We start from the raw sequence: 20,916 nt of genomic DNA, 5'->3' as shown, positions 1-20,916 counted from the left end.
GGGCGTAACTACGACCATGGTCGAGGATGGCGGGTGGGCGGCGTTTCCTTATCGATAAGGGATTGCGACGAGGAGTAGCGGTATGAGAGCGGTCCTTCTGGCGGCGTTCCTGGTGGTTTCGACCCCAGCTCTGGCCTCGACCGGCTCCGTCCTGCTCACCGCGCCCGACGATCCCCGCGCCGTCACTGTCAAGGGCGTCGGCGACGGCCGCGCCGACGACACCGACGCCGTCCAGAAAGCCATCGACGCCGCGCGCGACAAGACCGGCCACGGCCTCGTCTTCCTGCCGTCGGGCCGCTATCGCCTGAGCCGCAGCATCCTGGTGCCGCCGGGCGTGCGCATCTTCGGGGTGGGCGCCACCCGGCCGGTCTTCGTGTTGGGACCCAACACGCCGGGCTTCCAGAAGGGCGTGGGCACGATGATCGTGTTCACGGGCGGCGACCAGTATCAGGTCGGGGAGATCCCCGTGCCCGTGCCGACGGTGGTGCCGTCGACCGTCAAGGTGCGCGACGCCAATTCCGGCACCTTCTATTCGGCCCTGAGCAATGTCGACGTCGAGATCGGCGCGGGCAATCCGGCGGCGGCGGCGGTGCGGTTCCGCATGGCCCAGCACGCCTTCCTCAGCCACATGGACTTCCGCCTGGGCTCGGCCTTCGCCGGGGTTTACCAGGCGGGCAACATCATGGAAGACGTCCACTTCCACGGCGGCCGCTACGGCATCGTCACCGAGAAGACCTCGCCGGCCTGGCAGTTCACCCTGGTCGACTCGACGTTCGACGGCCAGCGCGACGCGGCCATCCGCGAGCACGAGGTCGACCTGACCCTGGTCAACGTGGCGATCAAGAACACGCCGGTCGGCATCGAGATCGACCGCGGCTACAGCGACAGCCTGTGGGGCAAGAACGTCCGCTTCGAAAACGTCTCGAAAGCCGGCGTCGTGATCTCCGCCGAGGACAACGTCTTCACCCAGGTCGGCTTCGACAACGCGGTGGCCACCAACACCCCGGTGTTCGCCCGCTTCCGCGACAGCGGCAAGACGGTGGCCGGCAAGGGCCGCGCCTATCGGGTGGCCTCGTTCACCTACGGCCTGACCCTGCCGGGCCTGGGCCAGATGGGCGAGTACAAGACCACTGTGGACCTGTCCCCGCTGCCGGCCCCGCCGGCGGCGCAGGCCCCGGCGATCCGCGCCCTGCCGCCGGTCGCCGACTGGGTCAACGTCAAGACCCTGGGCGTGAAGGGCGACAGCACGAGCGACGACACAGCCGCTCTGCAGAAGGCGATCGACACGCACCGCGTGCTCTATCTGCCGACCGGCTTCTACAAGGTCACCGACACCCTGAAGCTTCGGCCCGACACCGTGCTGGTCGGCCTGCATCCGGCCCTGACCCAGCTGGTGATCCCCGACGACAATCCGCGCCATGCCGGCGTCGGACCGGTGGCGCCCGTGCTGGAAACGCCCAAGGGCGGCGACAACATCCTTTCGGGGATCGGGGTGTTCACCGGCCGCGTCAACCCGCGCGCCTCGGCGCTGCTGTGGCGGTCGGGCGCGAACTCGCAGGTCACCGACCTCAAGATCATGGGCGGCGGCGGCACGCCCACCATGGACGGCAAGCCGCTGGGCGCGGCCCAGGCGCGCAGCGGCGATCCGGTGGCCGACGGCCGCTGGGACGGCCAGTACCCCAGCATCTGGGTGACCGATGGCGGCGGCGGCACGTTCGCGGACGTCTGGAGCCCCAACACCTTCGCCTCGGCCGGCTTCTACATTTCCGACACCAGCACGCCGGGCCACATCTACGAGGTCTCGGTCGAGCACCACGTCCGCAACGAGTTCGTGCTCGACAACGTCCAGAACTGGGAATTCCTGGCGCCCCAGACCGAGCAGGAGGTCGGCGACGGCCCCGACGCCGTCTCGCTGGAGGTCCGCAACTCGCGCAACATCCTGTTCGCCAACTATCACGGCTATCGGGTGACGCGGTCGTACCATCCCGCCGAAACGGCGGTGAAGCTGTTCAACTCGACCGACATCCGCTTCCGCAACGTCCACATCAACGCCGAGAGCGGCATCGCCCTCTGCGACCAGATCGGTTGCGGCACCTATCTGCGCGCCAGCAAGTTCCCGTTCGAGAACGCCATCCAGGACAAGACCCGCAAGCTGGAGGTCCGCGAGCGCGAATTCGCGGTGCTCGACGTAGTCGGCGAGGCCAAGCCGGCCGCCGCTGTGGCGGGCGACGACAAGGTCCGCAAGCTGGAGAGCGGCTTCTGGTCGATCTCCGGCGCGACCGTCGGCGCGGACGGCGCGCTCTATTTCGTCGAGAAGCGGTTCCAGCGGATCTATCGCTGGACGGCGGCGAAGGGCCTGGAAGTGGTGCGCGACCATTCGCTCGACCCCGTGAACCTGGCGGTCGACGCCTCGGGCAAGCTCCTGGTGATGTCCTCCTACGGTCCGCAGGCCAGCGTCTATTCGATGGACCCGGACGGGCCCAAGGACGCGATGACGATGATCGCGCCCACGCCGGCGAGCTCGCGGCCGGGCGCAAAGACGCTGCTGCCGGTCAACTGGTGGGTCAACGGCGAGTTCAGGGACCAGTACGATCCCGCCACCGACCATTTCACCACCCTGGCCGAGATGTTCGCCCGCGACGTCGCCGCGCCGAAGGCCCAGGCCTATGTGTCGCCCGACGGGAGCCTGTCGCTGCCGGCCTTCCGGGTGTGGCAGCAGGGACCGCCCGACCATGTCGGCTGGCGCTGGGCCGACAGCCTGCAGGCCAACGGGCTGATCGGCGGCGCGGTCGGCGAGCGGGTGTTCGTCACCAACGGGTCCGAGAACAAGACCTACAGCGGCCAGGTCGGGCCCGGCGGTACGCTGACGGACCTGAAGGTGTTCGCCAATCGCGGCGGCGAGAGCGTGGCGGTCGACGGCCAGGGCCGGGTGTTCGTCGCCAACGGCCAGATCTTCCAATACGAGCCCGATGGCCGGCTGGCCGGTCGCATCGACTTGCCCGAACGCCCGCTGCAGTTGATCTTCGGCGGCGAGGGCAAGCGCACCCTGTTCGTCCTGACCCATCACGCGCTGTACGCGGTGACGCCCTGACCAAGACCATAGGTACGAAAAGGTTCGCCATGAAGAACTGGCTTCTCGCGCCGTGCGCGGCTTTGATCGCGTTGCTCGTGGCGGCGAGCGGACCATCGGACGTCTTGGCGGCGACTTCGGTCTCGGCCTTCGCGACCGCGCCTGACGATCCAACTGCCGTCGTGGTGCGCGGCAAGGCTGACGGCCGCGCCGACGACAGCGCCGCGATCCAGGACGCGATCGACGCGGCGGCGGCCAAGGACGGCGGCGGTCTCGTCTTCCTGCCGTCGGGCCGCTACCGCATCAGCAAGACCCTCTTCCTGTGGCCGGGCGTGCGGGTGTTCGGCGTCGGCGCCACGCGCCCGCAGGTCCTGCTGGGCGACGCGACGCCCGGCTTCCAGAAGGGCCTGGCCAACATGGTGATCTTCGCCGGCGCCAAGCGCGATCCGGCGCGCCGCGTGCCGTTCCCGCCGCCGGGCAGCGTGCCGTTCGACAAGGACGTCGCCGACGCCAATCCCGGCACCTTCTACTCGGCGATGAGCAACATCGACTTCAAGATCGGCAAGGGCAATCCAGCCGCGACGGTGATCCGCTTCCACGCCGCCCAGCACGCCTATCTCAGCCACATGGAGTTCGACATCGGCTCGGGCCTGGCGGGCCTCCACCAGGTCGCCAACGCGGCCACGGACCTGCAATTCAAGGGCGGGCGCTACGGCATCCTGGCCGAGAAGACCTCGCCGGCCTGGGGCTTCGTGCTGATGGACTCGACGTTCGAGGGCCAGCGCGACGCCGCGATCCGCGAGCACGAGGCCGGCCTGACCCTGGTCAATGTCGCCATGCGCGACACCCCCGTGGGGATCGAGATCGACCGCGGCTACGGCGACTGGCTGTGGGGCAAGGACGTCCGCTTCGAGAACATCTCCAAGGCCGCCGTCGTGATCTCCAACGAGAACAACGTCTACACCCAGGTGGGCTTCGAGAACGCCGTGGCCGCCAACACCCCGGTGTTCGCCCGCTTCCGCGACAGCGGCAAGACCGAGCCGGGCAAGGGGCGCGCCTACCGGGTCTCGTCGTTCACCCATGGCCTGACCCTGCCGGGGCTGGGCCAGATGGGCGCCTACAAGACGGACATGAAGGCCGAGAGCCTTCCCGGCCTGCCGGCCCGCGCCGCCCCGGCGATCCGGGCCCTGCCGCCCACCGCCGACTGGGTCAATGTGCGCACGCTGGGCGCCAAGGGCGACAACGCCGCCGACGACACCGCCGCCATCCAGAAGGCCATCGACGCCCACCGGGTGGTCTATTTCCCGGCCGGCTTCTATCACGTCACCGACACGCTGAAGCTGCGGCCGGACACGGTGCTGATCGGCCTGCACCCCAGCCTCACCCAGATCGTGCTGCCCGACCGCACGCCCGGCTATCAGGGCGTCGGCGCGCCCAAGGCCCTGGTCGCCTCGGCGGCCGGCGGCGACGCTATCGTCTCGGGGCTGGGACTCAACACCGGCGGGATCAATCCGCGCGCCACGGCCCTGCTATGGACAGCCGGCGCCAGTTCGCTGGTCGACGACGTCAAGTTCCAGGGCGGCCACGGCACCAACCTCTATGACGGCACGCGGGTCGTTCCCTACAACGCCAACGGCACGGCTGATTCCGACCCGGCCAAGCGCTGGGCGGGTCAGTATCCCAGCCTCTGGGTGACCAATAGCGGCGGCGGGACCTTCGCCAATATCTGGAGCCCCAGCACCTACGCCTATTCGGGCATCTACGTGTCCGACACCCAGACGCCCGGCCGTATCTACCAGGCTTCGGTCGAGCACCATGTGCGCACCGAGATCAGCCTCAACCGGGTCGCCAACTGGGAGCTCCTGGCCCCGCAGACCGAGGAGGAGGCCGGCGAGGGCGAGGACACCGTCTCGCTGGAGATCCGCGACTCCCACGACATCCTGGTGGCCAACTATCACGGCTACCGCGTCACCCGGACCCGCAAGCCGGCGTCGGCGGCCGTCAGGGTCTACAATTCGCGCGACATCCGCTTCCGCAACGTGGCGGTGAACGGCGAGAGCGGCGTGGGGACCTGCGACGAGAACGGCTGCACGACCTTCCTGCGCCTGACCAAATATCCTTACGAGAACGCGATCCTGGACGTCACCAGCGGGCTGGAGGCGCGCGAGCGCCAGTTCGCGGTGCTGGACCTGACCGGCGATCCAAAGCCGGTCACGCCTTCGGTCTTCCCCGCCGGCGCGCGGGTGGAGAAGCTGGGCGACGGCTTCTATTCGCTGGGCGGCGGGGCCGTGGACGCGGCCGGGACGCTGTACTTCACCGACCGCCGCCACCAGCGCATCTACAGCTGGTCAGACCAGCGCAAGCTGTCGATCGTCCGCGACAACACCCTGGATCCGATCAACGTGGCCGTCGACGGCTCGGGGAACCTGCTGGTGCTGTCGTCGGACGGTCGCAATGGCACGGTCTACAGCTTCAAGCCGGGCAGCCCCGACAGCGAGGTCACGGTGATCCCGGCGACGCCGGCGGCCGACTCCGCGAGCGCGGCGACCGTGCTGCCGGTCAATTGGTGGAACAACGGCGAGTTCAAGGACCAGCTGGACCTGGAGACCTACCAGTTCACCACCCTGGCCGAGATGTTCGCGCGCGACATGGCGCTGCCGAAGCCCCAGCAATACGTCTCGCCCGACGGCAGCCTGGTCTTGCCGGCCTATCGGGTCATCCAGCAGGGACCGCCCGACTATCGCGGACTGCGCTTCTCCGACGCGCTCGACACCTACGGCTTCACCACGGCCAGGCCGGGCCAGAGGGTGTTCGTCGCCAACAGCTCGGAGAACAAGACCTATAGCGGCCTGGTCGGAAACCAGGGCGCGATCACCGACCTGAAGGTCTTCGCCAACCGGGGCGGCGAGAGCGTCGCGACGGACGGGGAGGGACGCGTCTACGTCGCCAACGGCCAGGTCTTCGTCTACGCCCCGGACGGGCGGGAGCTGGGGCGCATCGACGTCCCGGAGCGGCCGCTGCAGCTGGTGTTCGGCGGGCCCGGCAAGCGGACCCTGTTCGTCCTGACCCATCGCGCGCTCTACGCGGTGCGAGGCGAATAATCCCCCAGCGGCGAGGTCGACGAGCGGAGCCGAAGGGGCGCGAGCCCGCCTTCGGCTCGCCTCGTCGACCCTTGGGCCGGCCGACGTACGACCATGGTCGTAATGGTTCGCGCCGCCTTTGTCTGACAGCTTCCTGGGAGGCCATCGTCGGTGGTCTCAACGAGAAACGGGAGGCAGCAGGATGCGTGCTGGAGGTCGAGGGGGATCACCCTTTTTGAAAGCTTTGTTCGCGACGAGCGCGCTTGCGATCGCCGTATCAGCGGGGGCGGCCAGCGCGCAGGTGGCTCAGCCCGCCGCGCCGTCGGAGCCCGCCGGCGCCACGGCGCTGACCGAGATCATCGTCACCGGCTCTCGGATCCGGTCCAGCGGGTTCACCGCGCCGACGCCGACCCAGGCCCTTGGCCAGGCCGACCTTGAGCGCAACGCCGAGCCGAACGTGTTCACGACGATCGCCCAATTGCCCTCCTTGCAGGGGTCGACGGGCGCGACGACGGGCACGTTCAGCACGTCGAGCGGCTCGCAAGGCCTGAGCTCGTTCTCGCTGCGCGGCCTGGGCACCATCCGGACCCTGACCCTGCTGGACGGCCAGCGCGTGGTTCCGGCCAACATCACGGGTGTTCCCGACATCAGCCTGTTCCCGCAATTGCTGGTCCAGCGCGTCGACGTCGTGACCGGCGGCGCGTCCGCCTCCTACGGCTCGGACGCGGTCGGCGGCGTGGTCAACTTCATCACCGACAAGCGCTTCGAAGGCTTCAAGGCCAATGTCTCCGCCGGGGTCACGACCTATGGCGACAATGAGCAGTTCCTGCTGCAGCTTGCGGGCGGCAAGGCCTTCCTGAACGATCGCCTGCACGTGCAGGTCAGCGCCGAATACGACGAGGAGGAAGGCGTTCCCGCCGGCGGCTTCGGCGAGGACGCGCCCGGCAGCCGTGACTGGTACACGACCGCCACCCTGGTCAATCGTGGCATCACCAACGACGGCTCGCCGCAATATCTCTACCGCGAGCACGCCCAAGCCTATCAGTACACCAAGTATGGCCTGATCAGCGCCGGGCCGCTGCAGGGCACCGCCTTCGACAAGAACGGCAACCCGTTCCAGTTCCAATATGGCTCCAACGGCGTGCCATCCAAGGCCGCCAACGGCGCGGTCAGCAACTGCTATTCGAACGGCGGCTTCTGCATCGGCGGCGACCTGTCGGGCAACGTCGGCGTCGGCACGTCGCTGCAGTCCGAAATCACGCGGATGAACAGCTACGGCCGCGTCGCCTACGACATCGACGACAACAACGAGATCTACGGCACGCTGAACATCGCCCGCGTCGAATCCGCCAACCAGCCCAATCCGGGCGGGGCGACGACGGGCCTGACGATGCAGTGCTCCAACCCCTACCTGCCGGCGTCGGTCGTGACGGCCTGCGCCAACGCCGGCATCACCCAGTTCACGTTCGGCACCAGCAATGCGCTGCTGCCCAGGAACATCTCGGTGCATCCGACGCGGACCCAGTATCGCGGCGTGATCGGCGCCGACGGCAAGTTCGCCGCCTTCGGCACGGACTGGCACTACGACGCCTACTACACGCACGGCGAGAACACGACGAACATCCACGTCAACGACATCATGCTGAACCCGCGGTATCGGCTGGCCATCCAGGCGACCACGCTGAACGGCCAGATCGTCTGCGTCGACGCGACCGCCCGCGCCAACGGGTGCCAACCGATCAACGTCTTCGGCGGCCAGACGCCCAGCGACGCGGCCCTGGCCTACATCACCCCGAAGAACGGCCCGTATCAGCACTCGGTCCAGAAGCAGGACGTCGCCAGCATCAACTTCAGCGGCGAGCCCATCCAGGGCTGGGCCGGCCCGGTGGCGCTGGCCTTCGGCGCCGAGTACCGCCGCGAGCAGTACCATGTGCAAGGCGACCCCTACGGCGACGGTTCGGCGGCCTCGCCCTACACCGCCGACTATCCGGCCGACCCGGCTCTAAATACGGCTGGCAACAACTGGTTCGCGGGCAACTATCACTCTGGCGCCGGCAAATACAGCGTCAAGGAAGCCTACGCGGAAGTGAACTTGCCGCTGGTGGACTCCGAAGCCGCCGGCAAGGCCAACCTGAACATGGCCGGCCGCTGGACCGACTACAGCACCTCGGGCACCGTCTACACCTGGAAGGTCGGGGGCACCTGGGACACGCCGGTCGACGGGATCCGCCTGCGCGCGGTGACCTCGCGCGACGTGCGAGCCCCCAACCTGTCGGAGCTGTTCGCCGCGCCGGTCACGACCACGCTGCCCAACTTCACCATCCCCTCGAACGGCACGCCCCCAGCGGGTCAACCCGCGGGACCAGGCGCGCTGACGCTCTTCCAGAACGTGGTCGGCAACCCGAACCTGAAGCCGGAAATCGCCAAGAACTTCACGCTTGGCGTCGTCCTGGCGAACCCGAAGTGGCTGCCGGGCTTCAGCGCCTCCGTCGACTGGTACAACATCGTGCTGAACGGCGGCATCTCCAGCCTGAGCGCTCAGCAGGTGGTCAACTTCTGCTATTCGGGTCTGACGCAGTACTGCGGCGGCTTCAACCTCAACCCGGGCGCCCCTTTCGTGAACGCCCAGGTGTTCAACCTGGCCTCGATCAAGACCAGCGGTTTCGACATCGAGGCCAGCTACCGCTTCGACGTGCCCAGCGTGCCGGGCCAATTCGATCTGCGCGCCCTGGCGACCAACACCCACAAGTTCGTCACCAATCAAGGCTTCCCCGGCGGCTCCGTTGTCGATACCGCGGGCCAGAACTCGGGCAACACGCCGGACTGGAAGGTTCTCGCCGTCCAGACCTGGACCTCGGACCGGTTCATGCTCAGCCTGCAGGAGCGCTGGTTCAGCGACGGCGTCATCGGCGGCCAGTACATCGAGTGCGCCGCTGGCAGCTGTCCGGTGGGGAGATCCTCAGCCGATAACAACAATTACCCGACCATCGACTACAACCGGATGAAGGGCGCCACCTATGTCGACGTGAGCGGTTCCTACGAGATCAAGGACGGGCTGACGGCCTATTTCAAGGTCGCCAACCTGTTCAACAAGGACCCGACGCCGTCGCCGCAGACCAACACCGGTCTGGACGCCAACCCGGCGCTCTACGATCTGCTCGGCCGGTTCTACCACGTCGGCCTGCGCTACAGCTTCTAACTTGAGCCGCCCCTTCCACCTCCCCCTGGGCGGCGCCGCCCGGGTCGGTCCGGCTGATCGCCGGCCCGATCCGGGCGATTTTTCCTGGCCGGGCGATCCATGCCTTGGACAGGACTTGATCCCGGGGCGCGCGGCGCTTGCGTTCGCAGGCGCGCCGCGTCCCTATTGCCCCGCGCCGGAGGTGAAGCTCCGACGATCGGACCAACACCTCGCCGTCGCATCGCCGGCGGACCTTCAGCGGGCTATCCATTGAGCAGGCCGGATCGCGCCCGGGGCGCCACCATTGTCGATGTCGCGCGACTGGCGGGCGTCTCGCGCATGACGGTGTCGCGGGTGATCAACGACGGCGACAAGGTCCGGGAAGAGACGCGTCTGGCGGTCCTGGCCGCCATCCGCGAGCTGCACTACGCGCCCAATCTCGCGGCCCGCAACCTGGTCATGGCCGGCGAACTGCGGATCGCGGTGATCTATTCCAATCCCAGCGCCGCCTTCATGAGCGACTTCCTGATCGGCGTGTTCGAAGAGGCCACCAGCGCCGGCGCCCGGCTGATCCTGGTGCGGGGCGAGAACGGCCAGATCCCGGCGCCGCAGGAGCTGCGGAGGCTGCTGGGGTCGGGCGTCCACGGCGTCGTCCTGGCGCCGCCCCTGGGCGAGTCCGCGATCGTGCGCGACATCCTCCGCGCCGCCGACCTGCCCGTCGCCGTTGTCGCCGCCGGACGTCCGCCGACCGATGCGATCAGCGTCCGCATCGACGACCGCCAGGCCAGCCGGGCCATGGCCCAGCATCTGCTGGATCTCGGTCACCGAAGGATCGGCTTCATCGCCGGAAACCCCGACCAGACCGCCAGCGCCGAGCGCATAGAGGGCGCGCGCGCCGCGATCGCGGCGGTCGAGGGGGCCGAACTCGTGCTGGCGCAGGGCGCCTTCACCTACGCTTCGGGCCTGCGCGCCGCCGAGCGGCTGCTCGACGCCGACCCGCCGCCCACCGCGATCTTCGCCAGCAACGACGACATGGCCGCCGCGGCCGTGTCGGTGGCCCATCGTCGACACCTCGACGTGCCGGGCGACCTGACCGTGGTCGGGTTCGACGACACGACCGTGGCCACCACCCTGTGGCCGCCGCTCACCACCATACGCCAGCCGGTGCGGCAGATGGCGGCCGTGGCCCTGGACCGGCTGATGCGCGTCCTGCGATCGACCGAGCCGTCGGTCGAAGCTTCCGCCGACTACGTCCTGGGTCACGCGCTGATCGAGCGCCAATCCACCGCGCCGCCCCGACACGTCACCCAGAGTTCGGGCGCGAAAGCCCACGAGAGGTCATCGCATGCCTGATCCGTCCCCCGATATGGAGCGCGCCACGGTCGGGCGGGTGACGCGTCACCTGATGCCGTTGTTCTGCGTGATGTACCTGATCGCCTATATCGATCGGCAGAACGTGTCGTACGCCAAGCTCGACATGGTCCAGGCCCTGGGCCTCAGCGAGGCGGCCTACGGCCTGGGCGCGTCGCTGTTCTTCATCGGCTATTTCCTGTTCGAGGCGCCGTCGAACCTGATCCTGGCCCGGGTGGGCGCGCGGGTCTGGTTCACGCGGATCATGTTCACCTGGGGTCTGGTCACCCTGGCGCTGGGCTTCACCCAGAACGCGACGATGTTCTACGTCCTGCGGTTCCTGCTGGGGGTCACCGAGGCGGGCTTCTTCCCCGGCGTGCTCTACGTGCTCACCCTCTGGTACCCGCAGGCTCATCGCGGGCGGATGGTGGGCCTGTTCATGATCGCCAGCGCCGTGGCCAACGCCGTCGGGGCGGCCGTGGGCGGCCTGCTGCTGGACCTGGACGGCACGCTGGGCCTGGCGGGCTGGCAATGGGTGTTCCTGGTCACCGGCGTTCCGGCCGTGCTGCTGGCGCCCTACGTCCTGTGGCGCCTGCCGGACGGTCCGACCCAGGCCCGGTGGCTGCCGCAGGTCGAAAAGGATTGGCTGGCCGGCGTCCTGGACGCGGAGCGGGGCGGGGTGGTCGACGATCATCGCGGCGCCTGGAAGGCGATCTTCGATCCGCGCGTGCTGCTGCTGGCGGGCCTCTATATCGGCATGCCGCTGGGCGCCTATGGCCTGAGCTACTGGCTGCCGACCATCGTCAAGTCGTTCGGCGTGTCCAACACCGTCAACGGGCTGATCAACATCATTCCCTGGCTTCTGGTCGCCGTGGCCCTGTGGTTCGTTCCCCGCCACGCCGCGCGCCACGGCGCCAGCGCCTGGCACATCGCCGGACCCGTCCTGGTGGGCGCGGCCGCCTTGATCCTGAGCGTGGTCCTGCCTGGCGCGGCCCTGAAGTTCGCCATGCTGTGCATCGCCGCGCCGGCGATCTTCTCGGCCCAGCCGGTGTTCTGGAGCCTGCCGCCCAGCTTCCTCAGCGGACCGCGGGCGGCCGCCGGCATCGCGGCGATCAACGCGATCGGCAATCTGGGCGGCTTCATCGCCCAGAACCTGGTGCCGATGGTGCGCGACGCGACGGGCAGCAACCTCGCGCCGATGCTTGCCCTAGCCGCCGTGTTGATGGTGACCGCCGTGCTGATCTTCTACGCCATGGCCCGGTTGGACAGGACGCGAGCGACCAGCGGGTGACCATCGCCCGGCCGCCTGGGCGTTCGGCTTTCACTCGCCCTCACCCGCCTAGCACCTCCTCCACCCAGGCCGGCACGACCTCGGTCGCCGGACCGTAGCGGCGCTCGTCGAAGGCTCTCGCATTGTCCGAGGGTTCGAGGTTCAGCTCGCAGGTCCGGATTCCCAGCCGCCGCGCCTGGGCCACGAAGCCGGCGGCCGGATAGACCGCGCCCGAGGTGCCGATCGAGACGAACAGGTCGGACTCCTCCAAGGCGTCGTCGATCTCGTCCATGAACAGGGGGACCTCGCCGAACCAGACCACGTGCGGCCGCGCCGTGCCGACGATGCGGCAGGCCGGGCAGGCGCTGTCGACGCTCAGGGGCTCGACGTCCGGCCAGGTCGCGCCGCAGTCATGGCAGCGCGTCACCCGCAGTTGGCCGTGCATGTGGACCACGTCGACGCAGCCGCCCTGCTCGTGCAGGTCGTCGACGTTCTGGGTGCAGAGGAACAGGCGTCCGCCGCGCGCCGCCAGACCCGCCTGCAGTCGCGCCAGGGCCACGTGGGCCGCATTGGGCGCCGCGCTCGCCAGATTGGCCCGGCGGGCGTTGTAGAAGGCCCGCACCTTGGTCGGGTCGCGGGCGAAGCCCTCGGGCGTGGCCACCTCCGACAGGTCGTACTGGGTCCAGATCCCGCTGGTGTCGCGGAAGGTGCCCAGGCCGCTCTCGGCCGAAATCCCGGCGCCGGTCAGGACGAAGACGTTGAGTCCCATGGTCGTGCTTTCCCCCGGCCCTTCGGGCGTTCTAGCGAACCTGACGCAGTCGTCACTTTTAATTTGACCCCGCCGGCTCTTTGAGTTGACAGTGTTTAGATAGGAAAGAGACCCGCGTTAGACGGATCCTGTCCAGACCCATTGGCGAGGAGCCCCCCGTGACGGACAAGAACATCACCAAGGACGCCATGTACGACGCGGTGGCGCCGGACGACTTCGAGTCGATGCTCGAACTGGACCGCTACAACAACCGCTCCACGGCTTTCGACAAGATCATTTCCGCGACCCACGACCACTTCTGGGACCCGCTGGACAAGGCCTATATCGACTATGACGAGCCGTTCGACATGGAGAACCAGGCCCTGGTTCCCGAGGACCTCGTGATCGCCCTGTCGACCGACTACGTCTCCAACCACCTCAGCGATCCCAAGCAGCGCATCCGCTTCATCAACCAGTCGGTGCTGCGCAGCTTCTCGTCGATCCTGCACGGCGAGCAGGGGGCGCTGAACCTGTCGGCCAGCCTTTGCCATGTACTCAAGGACCAGGGCGCCCAGGAATACGCCGCCAACCAGACCCGCGAAGAGGCCCGCCACGTCACGGCCTTCGCCAAGTACATCAAGGCGCGCTGGGGCAAGCCGGTGGAATGTGGGCCGGCCCTGAAGACCCTGCTGGTCGAGATCATCGGCGCGCCCGAGGTCTACAAGAAGATCATCGGCATGCAGATGCTGGTCGAGGGCCTGGCCATGGGCGCCTTCGCCACCTTCTACAATCAGATCAATGACCCGCTGGGCAAGAAAATGCTGCAGCTGGTGATGACCGACGAGGCCTTCCACCACAAGTTCGGGAAGATCTGGGCCGACCGCACGGTGCCCAAGCTGACTCCCGAGGAGCACGCGATCATCGAGGACTGGGCGGCGCACTGCTTCCAGACCCTGCTGTTCAACCTGGTCTCGCCGCACCAGCAGCTGGACCTCTACGCCGAGTTCGGCCTGGATCCCGACAAGGTGGTCGAGGAGTACGGGAAGATCATGACCGACGACCTGCGTCGGGAGAACATGAAGGAGCAGACCAACATCTTCCGGGTGCTGGTCAAGACGCTGCTGAACGCCGGCATCATCACCGACCGCACCAAGGCCTTCTACGCCATGTACGTCGACATCGACGAACTGCGGGGCGAGGGCGATCGGATGGTCGGCGACGACATCGCCGAGGAGGGCATCCGCCACCTGCAGGCCATCAACTTCAAGGACCGCGCCACGCCGGTGACCATCGCCGCCGAATAGGCCTGTCGTTCAGAACTCGGAGCGCCCCGCCAGGGAACCTTGGCGGGGCGCTTTGCGTTTCTGGCGCCTTGTGGGGCAAGGTGGCGACATGCGAATTCTCTCGATCCTCCTCGCCGCGAGTCTTCTCGCGATACAGGTCCCGGGCCTGGCCCTCGCGGCCGCTCAGCCGCCGTCGAAGCCAATCGCCGCCAGCTTCTACAGTGGCAAATGGTACGAGATCGCCCGCACCCCCAATAGCGGCCAGCGCGACTGCGAGGCGCCGACCACGGAGTTCACCGGCAAGGGTGAAAAGGGCTTCTCCGCGCGCCAGATCTGCCGCAAGGGCTCGCCCTCGGGCGCGGCCAAGACCTTCAACACCACGGGCGCGATCGTCGCCGGCACCCAGAACGCCAAGTTCAAGATGAGCTTTTTGGGCGGGCTGAAGAAGCAGGAATACTGGGTGCTGGACCGGGCCGACGACCAGTCCTGGGCGATCATGGCCACCCCCGGCGGCAACTATGTCTGGCTGCTGTCGCGCAAGGCGGTGATGAGCCCCGCCGACAAGGCGCAGGCCCTGGAGCGGGTGAAGGCCCTGGGCTACGCCAAGCTGGAATATCCGCAGCAGCCGCCGGCCTGATGCGCCGCGTTCCGGGCCTGCTCGCCGCCGTTGTCCTGACCGCGATCGCGGTCGCCGCCTGCGTGGGCGGACCCAGCGGCAATCGCAATCCGCCGCAGCCGGCCAAGGCCGTCGACCTCGATCGCTATGCCGGCCTCTGGTACGAGGCGGCGCGCTACGACATGCGGTTCGAGAAGGGCTGCGACGGTGTGACGGCCGAATATTCCAAGCGGCCCGACGGGCTGATCCGGGTGGTCAACACCTGCCACGAGGGCGGGCCGACCGGACCGGTCAAGGTCAGCGAGGGCAAGGCCAAGGTCGTGGACCTCGCCACCCGGGCCAAGCTGAAGGTCTCGTTCTTCGGTCCGTTCTTCCTCGGCGACTACTGGGTGCTGGACCACGCCGACGACTACAGCTGGTCGATCGTCGGCGAAGGCTCGGGCCGGTACCTGTGGCTCCTGACCCGCAAGCCGCCCACGCCCGCCGAGCTCAAGGCCCTGATCGATCGCGCCAAGGCCATGGGCTACGACACCGCGATGCTGCGGGTGACGAAGCACGCCGCGACCTGAAGAGGTCGAAGTCACTGCTTGACCGTGGCATGCTGCCGAGATGATGGATCGATCGACAGAGAAGCTCGTCGTCTTTGCGGTGCTTGGATTCCTGCACGCCCTGAAGGAGGGCAAAGCCCACCCAGACGAAGTGTTTCGGGTGTTTGGGCAGCCTGCAGTGCTTTCGCGGATGAAGGCCGCTGGAGTGCGGACAGAGCTCATCGATTTGGTGGACGGCCTCGACGAGCTGGAATCCCTACGCGAGGCCGGAGGCCATGAGGTCTGGCGCAAGGCGGTGACTGAGGGGATCGAAACCTGCGAGCTGCTGTTGGCCGCGTCGGGCGAACCAGATCCCAAGTCTGACAAGCCCTTGATGCATCTGTTTTCGTCGCAGACGAACGAGAGCCGCCTGAGGGACTCGATTGCGCAACTCGATGCTGGGCAAGGCGGCGAGCGGGACCTGATCGAGCCGTAGATAGGCGTGCATGTCGCGTTCGCGACTGACCCTCTTGATCCACGAACAAAGCTGGAACAAAGTTCCGGCATGGACGTCGTCATCGATCTTCGGCCTTCGCGGCCCGAGACCACCGGTCTAGTGACCCGCGGGGCCGGGCGGTTCCTGGTTTCGCTGGGCTATGCGCCCCTGGCCGAGGTCACGCTGCCCAACGGTCGTCGGGCGGACCTGATGGCGCTCGGCCCCAAGGGCGACATCCTGATCGTCGAGGTGAAGTCGGGGCTGGAAGATTTCCGGGTTGACCGCAAATGGCCCGAATACGCGCCCTATTGCGACGCCTTCTATTTCTCGGTGTCGCCGGACTTTCCGGAAGGGATCCTGCCCGAGGAGCCGGGCCTGATCGTCGCCGACGGCTTTGGCGGGGCGGTCGTCCGCGAGGCGCCGGTCGCGCCCCTGGCCCCGGCGCGGCGCAAGGCGCTGACCCTGGCCTTCGCCCGGCTGGCCGCCTTGCGCGCCGCCGGCGTCAACGCCGAGCGGCTGACGCTCTAGAGCGCTTTCGAGCGAAGTGGCGACCGGTTCGCGTGAAGAAAACGCGTCAAAGCAAGGACGGCGCTCAACGGTCGAAATTGCGGGCCAGGAGGAAGCCGAACACCAGGCCGGCCACGAAGGTCCCGACCGCCAGGGCGACGGGGCGCTCTTCGGCGACAATGTGGGCCGCCTTGGCCTTTTCGATGCTCCAGGTCTTGCCGACCTCGGCCTTTTCGGCGGCGAAGGTCCGGGCGACCTCGGTCTTCTCGGCCACGGTCTCGACCGCCTTTTCCACGGCGGCCTTGGCGCGCTTGACGCCTTCCTTGGCCGTGGTCTTGGCGGAGGCCTTGGGGGCCGGGGTCTTGATCGTGAAGTCGGTCATGCGAAATCCTGCGGATAGAGGCGCCGACCATCGTAACACGTCGCGCCGCGAAACGTTTCCTTGCCCAGGTGCGGATCTAGTTGTCGCGCACCACCTTCAACACCGCCTCGCCATAGCGATCGAGCTTGCCCTGGCCCACGCCGCCGGCCTTGGCCAAGGCGCCGGCCGTGGCCGGACGGGCGGCGGCGATCTCGGCCAGGGTGGCGTCGTGGAAGATGACGTAGGGCGGCACGTGCTGCAGCGCCGCCTCTTCGCGCCGCCAGCCGCGCAGGGCCTCGAACAGCGCCTGATCTTCGAGCGGCACGGTCAGGGCCTGGCGCTTGCGGGCGGTCTTGCCGGCGCCTGAACGCCCAGGACCATCGGCGGTGGCCGGCTGCTGGCGCAGCGAGACCGGACGTTCGCCGCGATAGACCTGGCGCACGCCCTCGCCGTCGCCCAGGCCGATCAGCGGCCGACCGTCGTTGGGGTCCTCGCGCAGCAGGCCCTCGAACACCAGGGTGTCGATCAGGTCGCGCCAGCCCTGAGGGCTGAACTCCTTGCCGATGCCGAAGGTCGACATGGTCGCCTCGGCCTGGGTGACGTCCTTGGTCTTGCCCAGCAGGTGGTCGACCAGGCGGCCGCGCCCGAACCGCCCGCCCATCCGGTGGGCGGCCGACAGGGCCTTCTGGGCGGCCTGGGTGGCGTCGACGCCGGTGGGCGGCGAGATGCAGATGTCGCAGACCCCGCAGCGCTCGACCCCCTCCTCGCCGAAATAGCGGCGGACGGCGGCGGCGCGGCAGGTGACGCCTTCCAGCATGGCGTAGAACTGGCGCAGCTTGCGCAGCTGCACGGCCTTGACCTCGTCGGGCGCGCTCTGCGCCTCGATGCGGCGCACGGCCCAGGCCAGGTCGGCCGAGCTGTAGAGCGTGATCCCCTCGGCCGGCTGGCGGTCGCGGCCGGCCCGGCCGATCTCCTGCCAATAGGCCTCGATGGCGGCGGGCGGATCGGCGTGGATCACGAAGCGGACGTCGGGCTTGTCGACCCCCATGCCGAAGGCGATGGTCGCGACCATCACCGCCTCGTCGGCCTCGAGGAACTCCTCCAGCCGTCGGGCCCGCACGGCCTTGTCGAGGCCCGCGTGATAGGCCAGGGCCGGGATGCCCTCGGCGATCAGCTTCTCGGCCAGCTTCTCGGTGCTGTCCCGGCTGCCGGCATAGACGACGCCGGCCCGGTTGGGGCGCTCGGTGACCAGTTCGATGACCCGATCGTGGCCCTTGCCCTTCTTGCGCTCGGCGTTCAGGGCCAGCTCGTGGCGGGCGAAGCTGTCGACGAACTCGGCCGCGCCCTGCAGGCGCAGTTCGGCGCGGATGTCGTCGCGGGTCCGGGCGTCGGCGGTGGCGGTGACGGCCAGGCGCGGGGCGTGGGGGAAGACCTCGGCCAGCCGGCCCAGCATGCGGTATTCGGGCCGGAAGTCGTGGCCCCACTGGCTGACGCAGTGGGCCTCGTCGACGGCGACCAGCGACAGGGGCAGGCGCGACAGCCGCTCCAGCATCGACGGCTGCATCAGGCCCTCGGGCGACAGGTACAGCAGGTCCAGCACCCCGGCGTCGATCCGCCGCCAGATCTCGGCCCGCTCGCCCGGCAGGGTGTTGCTGTCCAGGCGCTCGGCGGCGACGCCCGCCTGCTGCAAGCCCGCCACCTGGTCGGCCATCAGGGCGATCAGCGGCGAGACCACCAGGCCCAGGCCCGGGCGGACCAGGGCGGGGATCTGGTAGCACAGGCTCTTGCCGCCGCCGGTGGGCAGCACGGCCAGGGCGCTGCGGCCTTCCAGCAGCTCGCCGATCACCCCGGCCTGCAGGCCACGGAAGTCGGAGTGGCCGAAGGTGCGGCGCAGCACCTCGCGCGCCGCGTCGAGCGAAGCGGGCGGCCGGTCTTGGGCGGAATCAGGAAGGTCGTACACGGGCGTCTTGTGACAGCGCCCGGACCTCAGGCCAAGCGCGGCGCCACGATCTGGCCCCGGAATTCGGCTTGAAAGCGGACATCGGCTTCACGGGCTCTGCATCGAAGGTCGCCAGCGTGTTCGCGGCGCGACCGGAGGGTGAAACGAACCATGAACACGCGTGACGCGCAAGGCGGGTGGAAGATGCGTTCATCTCTCGTCAATCTTGTCGCGCGTTTTGTGGGCTTCGGCTAAACGGATTTCGGCGCGACCCGGGACATCAGCGCCCTTCGGGAAAAGGACGACATGGCCAACGGCACCTTCGGCGGGAACAGGCCGGCGAAGCCCCAGCGTACGCCGCTGCAGGCGTTGCTCTACTGGACGGTCGTGCTCGGCGTCTGGGGTCTGATCTTCATCGTCGCCTTCTTCGCGGTGTTCGCCAGCGACCTGCCCGACACCTCCAAGCTGTACGACGTCAAGCGCCAGCCCTCGATCAACTATCTGGACCGGTCCGGGGCCCTGCTGGCCGTGCGCGGCAGCCAGTACGCGCCGCCGGTCGACCTGGACGCCCTGCCCGAATACGTGCCCGCCGCCTTCGTGGCGATCGAGGACCGGCAGTTCTACCACCACATCGGCTTCAACCCCTGGGGCATCGCCCGCTCGCTGATCTGGAACATGACCCACGAGGGCGGGCCGCAGCGAGGCGGCTCGACCATCACCCAGCAGCTGGCCAAGAACCTGTTTCTCAGCCCGGCCCAGAACTATCGCCGCAAGGCCCAGGAGCTGATCCTGGCCGTCTGGCTGGAGCTGAAGTTCAGCAAGAAGCAGATCCTGGCCCTCTACATGAACCGGGTCTATTTCGGGGCCGGCGCCTATGGGATCGAGGCCGCCTCGCAGCGCTATTTCAACAAGCCCGCCTCGCAGCTGACCGTCGGCGAGGCCGCTCTGCTGGCCGGCCTGATGAAGGCGCCCGCCCGCTATTCGCCGGTCTCGGCCAGCGACCGCGCCGCCCGCCGCGCCACCATCGTCCTGGACGAGATGGTGCGGATGAAGGCCATCACCGCCGAGCAGCGCGACGAGGCGTTCCGCGAGCCGGTCCGCGTCTCGGCCACCCTGGCCAACCAGCGCGCCCAGTATTTCACCGACTATGTCGACGCCCAGGTGCGTTCGCTCGTGGGCGAACCCACTGAAGACTTGGTCGTCGAGACCACGTTGGATCTGCCGATCCAGGTGGCCGCCGAGCGTTCGGTGCAGCTCGGGGTCGAGGGGCACAAGGCCCAGGGCGTCCAGCAGGCGGCGCTCGTCGCCATCGACGGCGAAGGCCGCATCCGCGCCTATGTCGGCGGCGCCGACTATGGCGAGACCCAGTTCGACCGCGCCACCAGCGCCCGCCGCCAGGCCGGCTCGGCCTTCAAGCCGTTCGTCTACCTGACCGCCATGGACCAGGGCCGCAATCCCAGCGTCATGGTCGTCGACGAGCCGGTGAAGATCGGCAACTGGGAGCCCAAGAACTACACCAACAAGTACCTGGGCCCGATGACCCTGCAGACGGCCCTGGCCCAGTCGATCAACACGGTCGCCGCGCGCCTGGCCAGCGAGGTCGGCACCAGCAACGTCGCGGCCACCGCCCGCCGCCTGGGGATCACCAGCAAGATCCAGCTGGACCCGTCGATGGCCCTGGGCGCGGTCGAGGTCTCGCCGATGGAGATGGCCCAGGCCTACGCCCCGTTCTCGAACGGCGGCTTCCTGGCCAAGGGCTACGGCATCGAGCGCATCCGCACGACCAGCGGCAAGGTCCTGTACGACCACAGCGTCGACAAGACCCAGCGTCCGGCCGTGATCGGCTCGCCGTCGCTGCAGTACATGAACCAGATGATGCGCCAGGTCGTGGCCGGCGGCACGGGCACGCGGGCCAAGGTCGCGGGCTACGACATCGCCGGCAAGACCGGCACCACCAGCGATTACCGCGACGCCTGGTTCGTCGGCTACACGGGCGGCTTCGTCACCGCGGTGTGGACCGGCAAGGACGACAACACCTCGATGAAGCGGGTCACCGGCGGCGGCGCCCCGGCCGAGATCTGGAAGACCTTCATGTCCGCGGCCCTGCCGCGCCTGAAGGCCACCCCGATCCCCGGCGGCGTGATCGAACCGCCGCCTCCCGCCACCGACGACCCGATCGGCGACATCCTGACCGGACCGACGGGACCCGAAGGGCCGGCGGCCGAGACGCCGGCTCCAGGGACGCCGGCGCCGGAGCAACTGCCCTACTGATCGGGTCGAGGCGGCTAGCACTTGCCCCCTACGGACCGCTTCGCGGTCGTCTTCCCCCACAGGGGGAAGAGGCGCGTCCTCCGCCCCCTATGGGGGCGGACAGGCGGCGAAGCCGCCAGGTGGGGGCAAGTATTGGCGGGCACGGCGCTGCAAGCTCACGCCTTCGGCTGTGAGAGGGAATGGAAAGGGTCGCGGAGCGCCGGACGACGTCCGGAGATCT

The 20,916-nt window shown here is 68.4% G+C and carries 14 protein-coding genes; 11 read left to right on the top strand and 3 right to left on the bottom strand.

What is annotated here, in order from left to right; translation table 11 throughout:
• The first annotated feature begins 82 nt into the window (after positions 1-82).
• From AC1DMQ_RS11815 to AC1DMQ_RS11795, 5 genes are all read left to right on the top strand, one after another.
• Complete coding sequence (locus tag AC1DMQ_RS11815; RefSeq protein WP_477033758.1) at positions 83-3,091, top strand: glycosyl hydrolase family 28-related protein; 3,009 nt, start codon at positions 83-85, stop codon at positions 3,089-3,091.
• 29 nt (positions 3,092-3,120) lie between these two features.
• Positions 3,121-6,171, top strand: coding sequence for a glycosyl hydrolase family 28-related protein (locus AC1DMQ_RS11810; RefSeq protein WP_477033757.1), 3,051 nt, complete (start codon positions 3,121-3,123; stop codon positions 6,169-6,171).
• A gap of 181 nt (positions 6,172-6,352) precedes the next feature.
• Positions 6,353-9,349, top strand: coding sequence for a TonB-dependent receptor plug domain-containing protein (locus AC1DMQ_RS11805; protein WP_477033756.1), 2,997 nt, complete (start codon positions 6,353-6,355; stop codon positions 9,347-9,349).
• Between the two features lie 249 nt (positions 9,350-9,598).
• A complete protein-coding gene (locus AC1DMQ_RS11800; protein WP_477033755.1) occupies positions 9,599-10,681 on the top strand; it encodes a LacI family DNA-binding transcriptional regulator in 1,083 nt (360 codons plus the stop codon).
• On the top strand, positions 10,674-11,969 hold the full coding sequence (locus tag AC1DMQ_RS11795) for an MFS transporter (protein ID WP_477033754.1): 1,296 nt from the start codon (positions 10,674-10,676) through the stop codon (positions 11,967-11,969). The genes AC1DMQ_RS11800 and AC1DMQ_RS11795 overlap by 8 nt, the downstream gene beginning before the upstream one ends.
• 40 nt (positions 11,970-12,009) lie before the next feature.
• Here AC1DMQ_RS11795 and AC1DMQ_RS11790 read toward each other — a convergent pair whose 3' ends face one another.
• Positions 12,010-12,717 (bottom strand): NAD-dependent deacylase, encoded by a 708-nt coding sequence (locus AC1DMQ_RS11790; protein ID WP_477033753.1) that lies wholly within the window; start codon positions 12,715-12,717, stop codon positions 12,010-12,012.
• Between the two features lie 158 nt (positions 12,718-12,875).
• Here AC1DMQ_RS11790 and AC1DMQ_RS11785 point away from each other — a divergent pair, with 158 nt between their 5' ends.
• From AC1DMQ_RS11785 to mmcB, 5 genes are all read left to right on the top strand, one after another.
• Entirely contained in the window at positions 12,876-14,000 is a 1,125-nt protein-coding gene (locus tag AC1DMQ_RS11785; RefSeq protein ID WP_477033752.1) for a ferritin-like domain-containing protein, read from the top strand.
• Between the two features lie 88 nt (positions 14,001-14,088).
• Positions 14,089-14,616: a lipocalin family protein gene (locus tag AC1DMQ_RS11780; RefSeq protein ID WP_477033751.1), complete on the top strand. Its 528-nt coding sequence runs from the start codon at positions 14,089-14,091 to the stop codon at positions 14,614-14,616.
• A complete protein-coding gene (locus tag AC1DMQ_RS11775) occupies positions 14,616-15,164 on the top strand; it encodes a lipocalin family protein (RefSeq protein WP_477033750.1) in 549 nt (182 codons plus the stop codon). The genes AC1DMQ_RS11780 and AC1DMQ_RS11775 overlap by 1 nt, the downstream gene beginning before the upstream one ends.
• A 40-nt stretch (positions 15,165-15,204) precedes the next feature.
• Complete coding sequence (locus AC1DMQ_RS11770; RefSeq protein ID WP_477033749.1) at positions 15,205-15,618, top strand: type II toxin-antitoxin system Phd/YefM family antitoxin; 414 nt, start codon at positions 15,205-15,207, stop codon at positions 15,616-15,618.
• 69 nt (positions 15,619-15,687) lie between these two features.
• Complete coding sequence (gene mmcB / locus AC1DMQ_RS11765; RefSeq protein ID WP_477033748.1) at positions 15,688-16,146, top strand: DNA repair putative endonuclease MmcB; 459 nt, start codon at positions 15,688-15,690, stop codon at positions 16,144-16,146.
• Positions 16,147-16,210: 64 nt separating this feature from the next.
• Here the strand turns inward: mmcB and AC1DMQ_RS11760 are convergent, their stop codons facing one another.
• Both AC1DMQ_RS11760 and recQ read right to left on the bottom strand, forming a co-directional pair.
• Complete coding sequence (locus AC1DMQ_RS11760; RefSeq protein WP_477033747.1) at positions 16,211-16,507, bottom strand: hypothetical protein; 297 nt, start codon at positions 16,505-16,507, stop codon at positions 16,211-16,213.
• 76 nt (positions 16,508-16,583) lie between these two features.
• Positions 16,584-18,446: a DNA helicase RecQ gene (gene recQ / locus AC1DMQ_RS11755; protein WP_477033746.1), complete on the bottom strand. Its 1,863-nt coding sequence runs from the start codon at positions 18,444-18,446 to the stop codon at positions 16,584-16,586.
• A 285-nt stretch (positions 18,447-18,731) separates the two neighbouring features.
• Here recQ and AC1DMQ_RS11750 point away from each other — a divergent pair, with 285 nt between their 5' ends.
• A complete protein-coding gene (locus AC1DMQ_RS11750; protein WP_477033745.1) occupies positions 18,732-20,696 on the top strand; it encodes a transglycosylase domain-containing protein in 1,965 nt (654 codons plus the stop codon).
• Positions 20,697-20,916: the final 220 nt, after the last annotated feature.

This window comes from Caulobacter sp. 05L422, from assembly GCF_056397765.1.
Note: the sequence above shows the minus strand (reverse complement) of the source record. Positions and strands in the feature narration are given on the sequence as shown.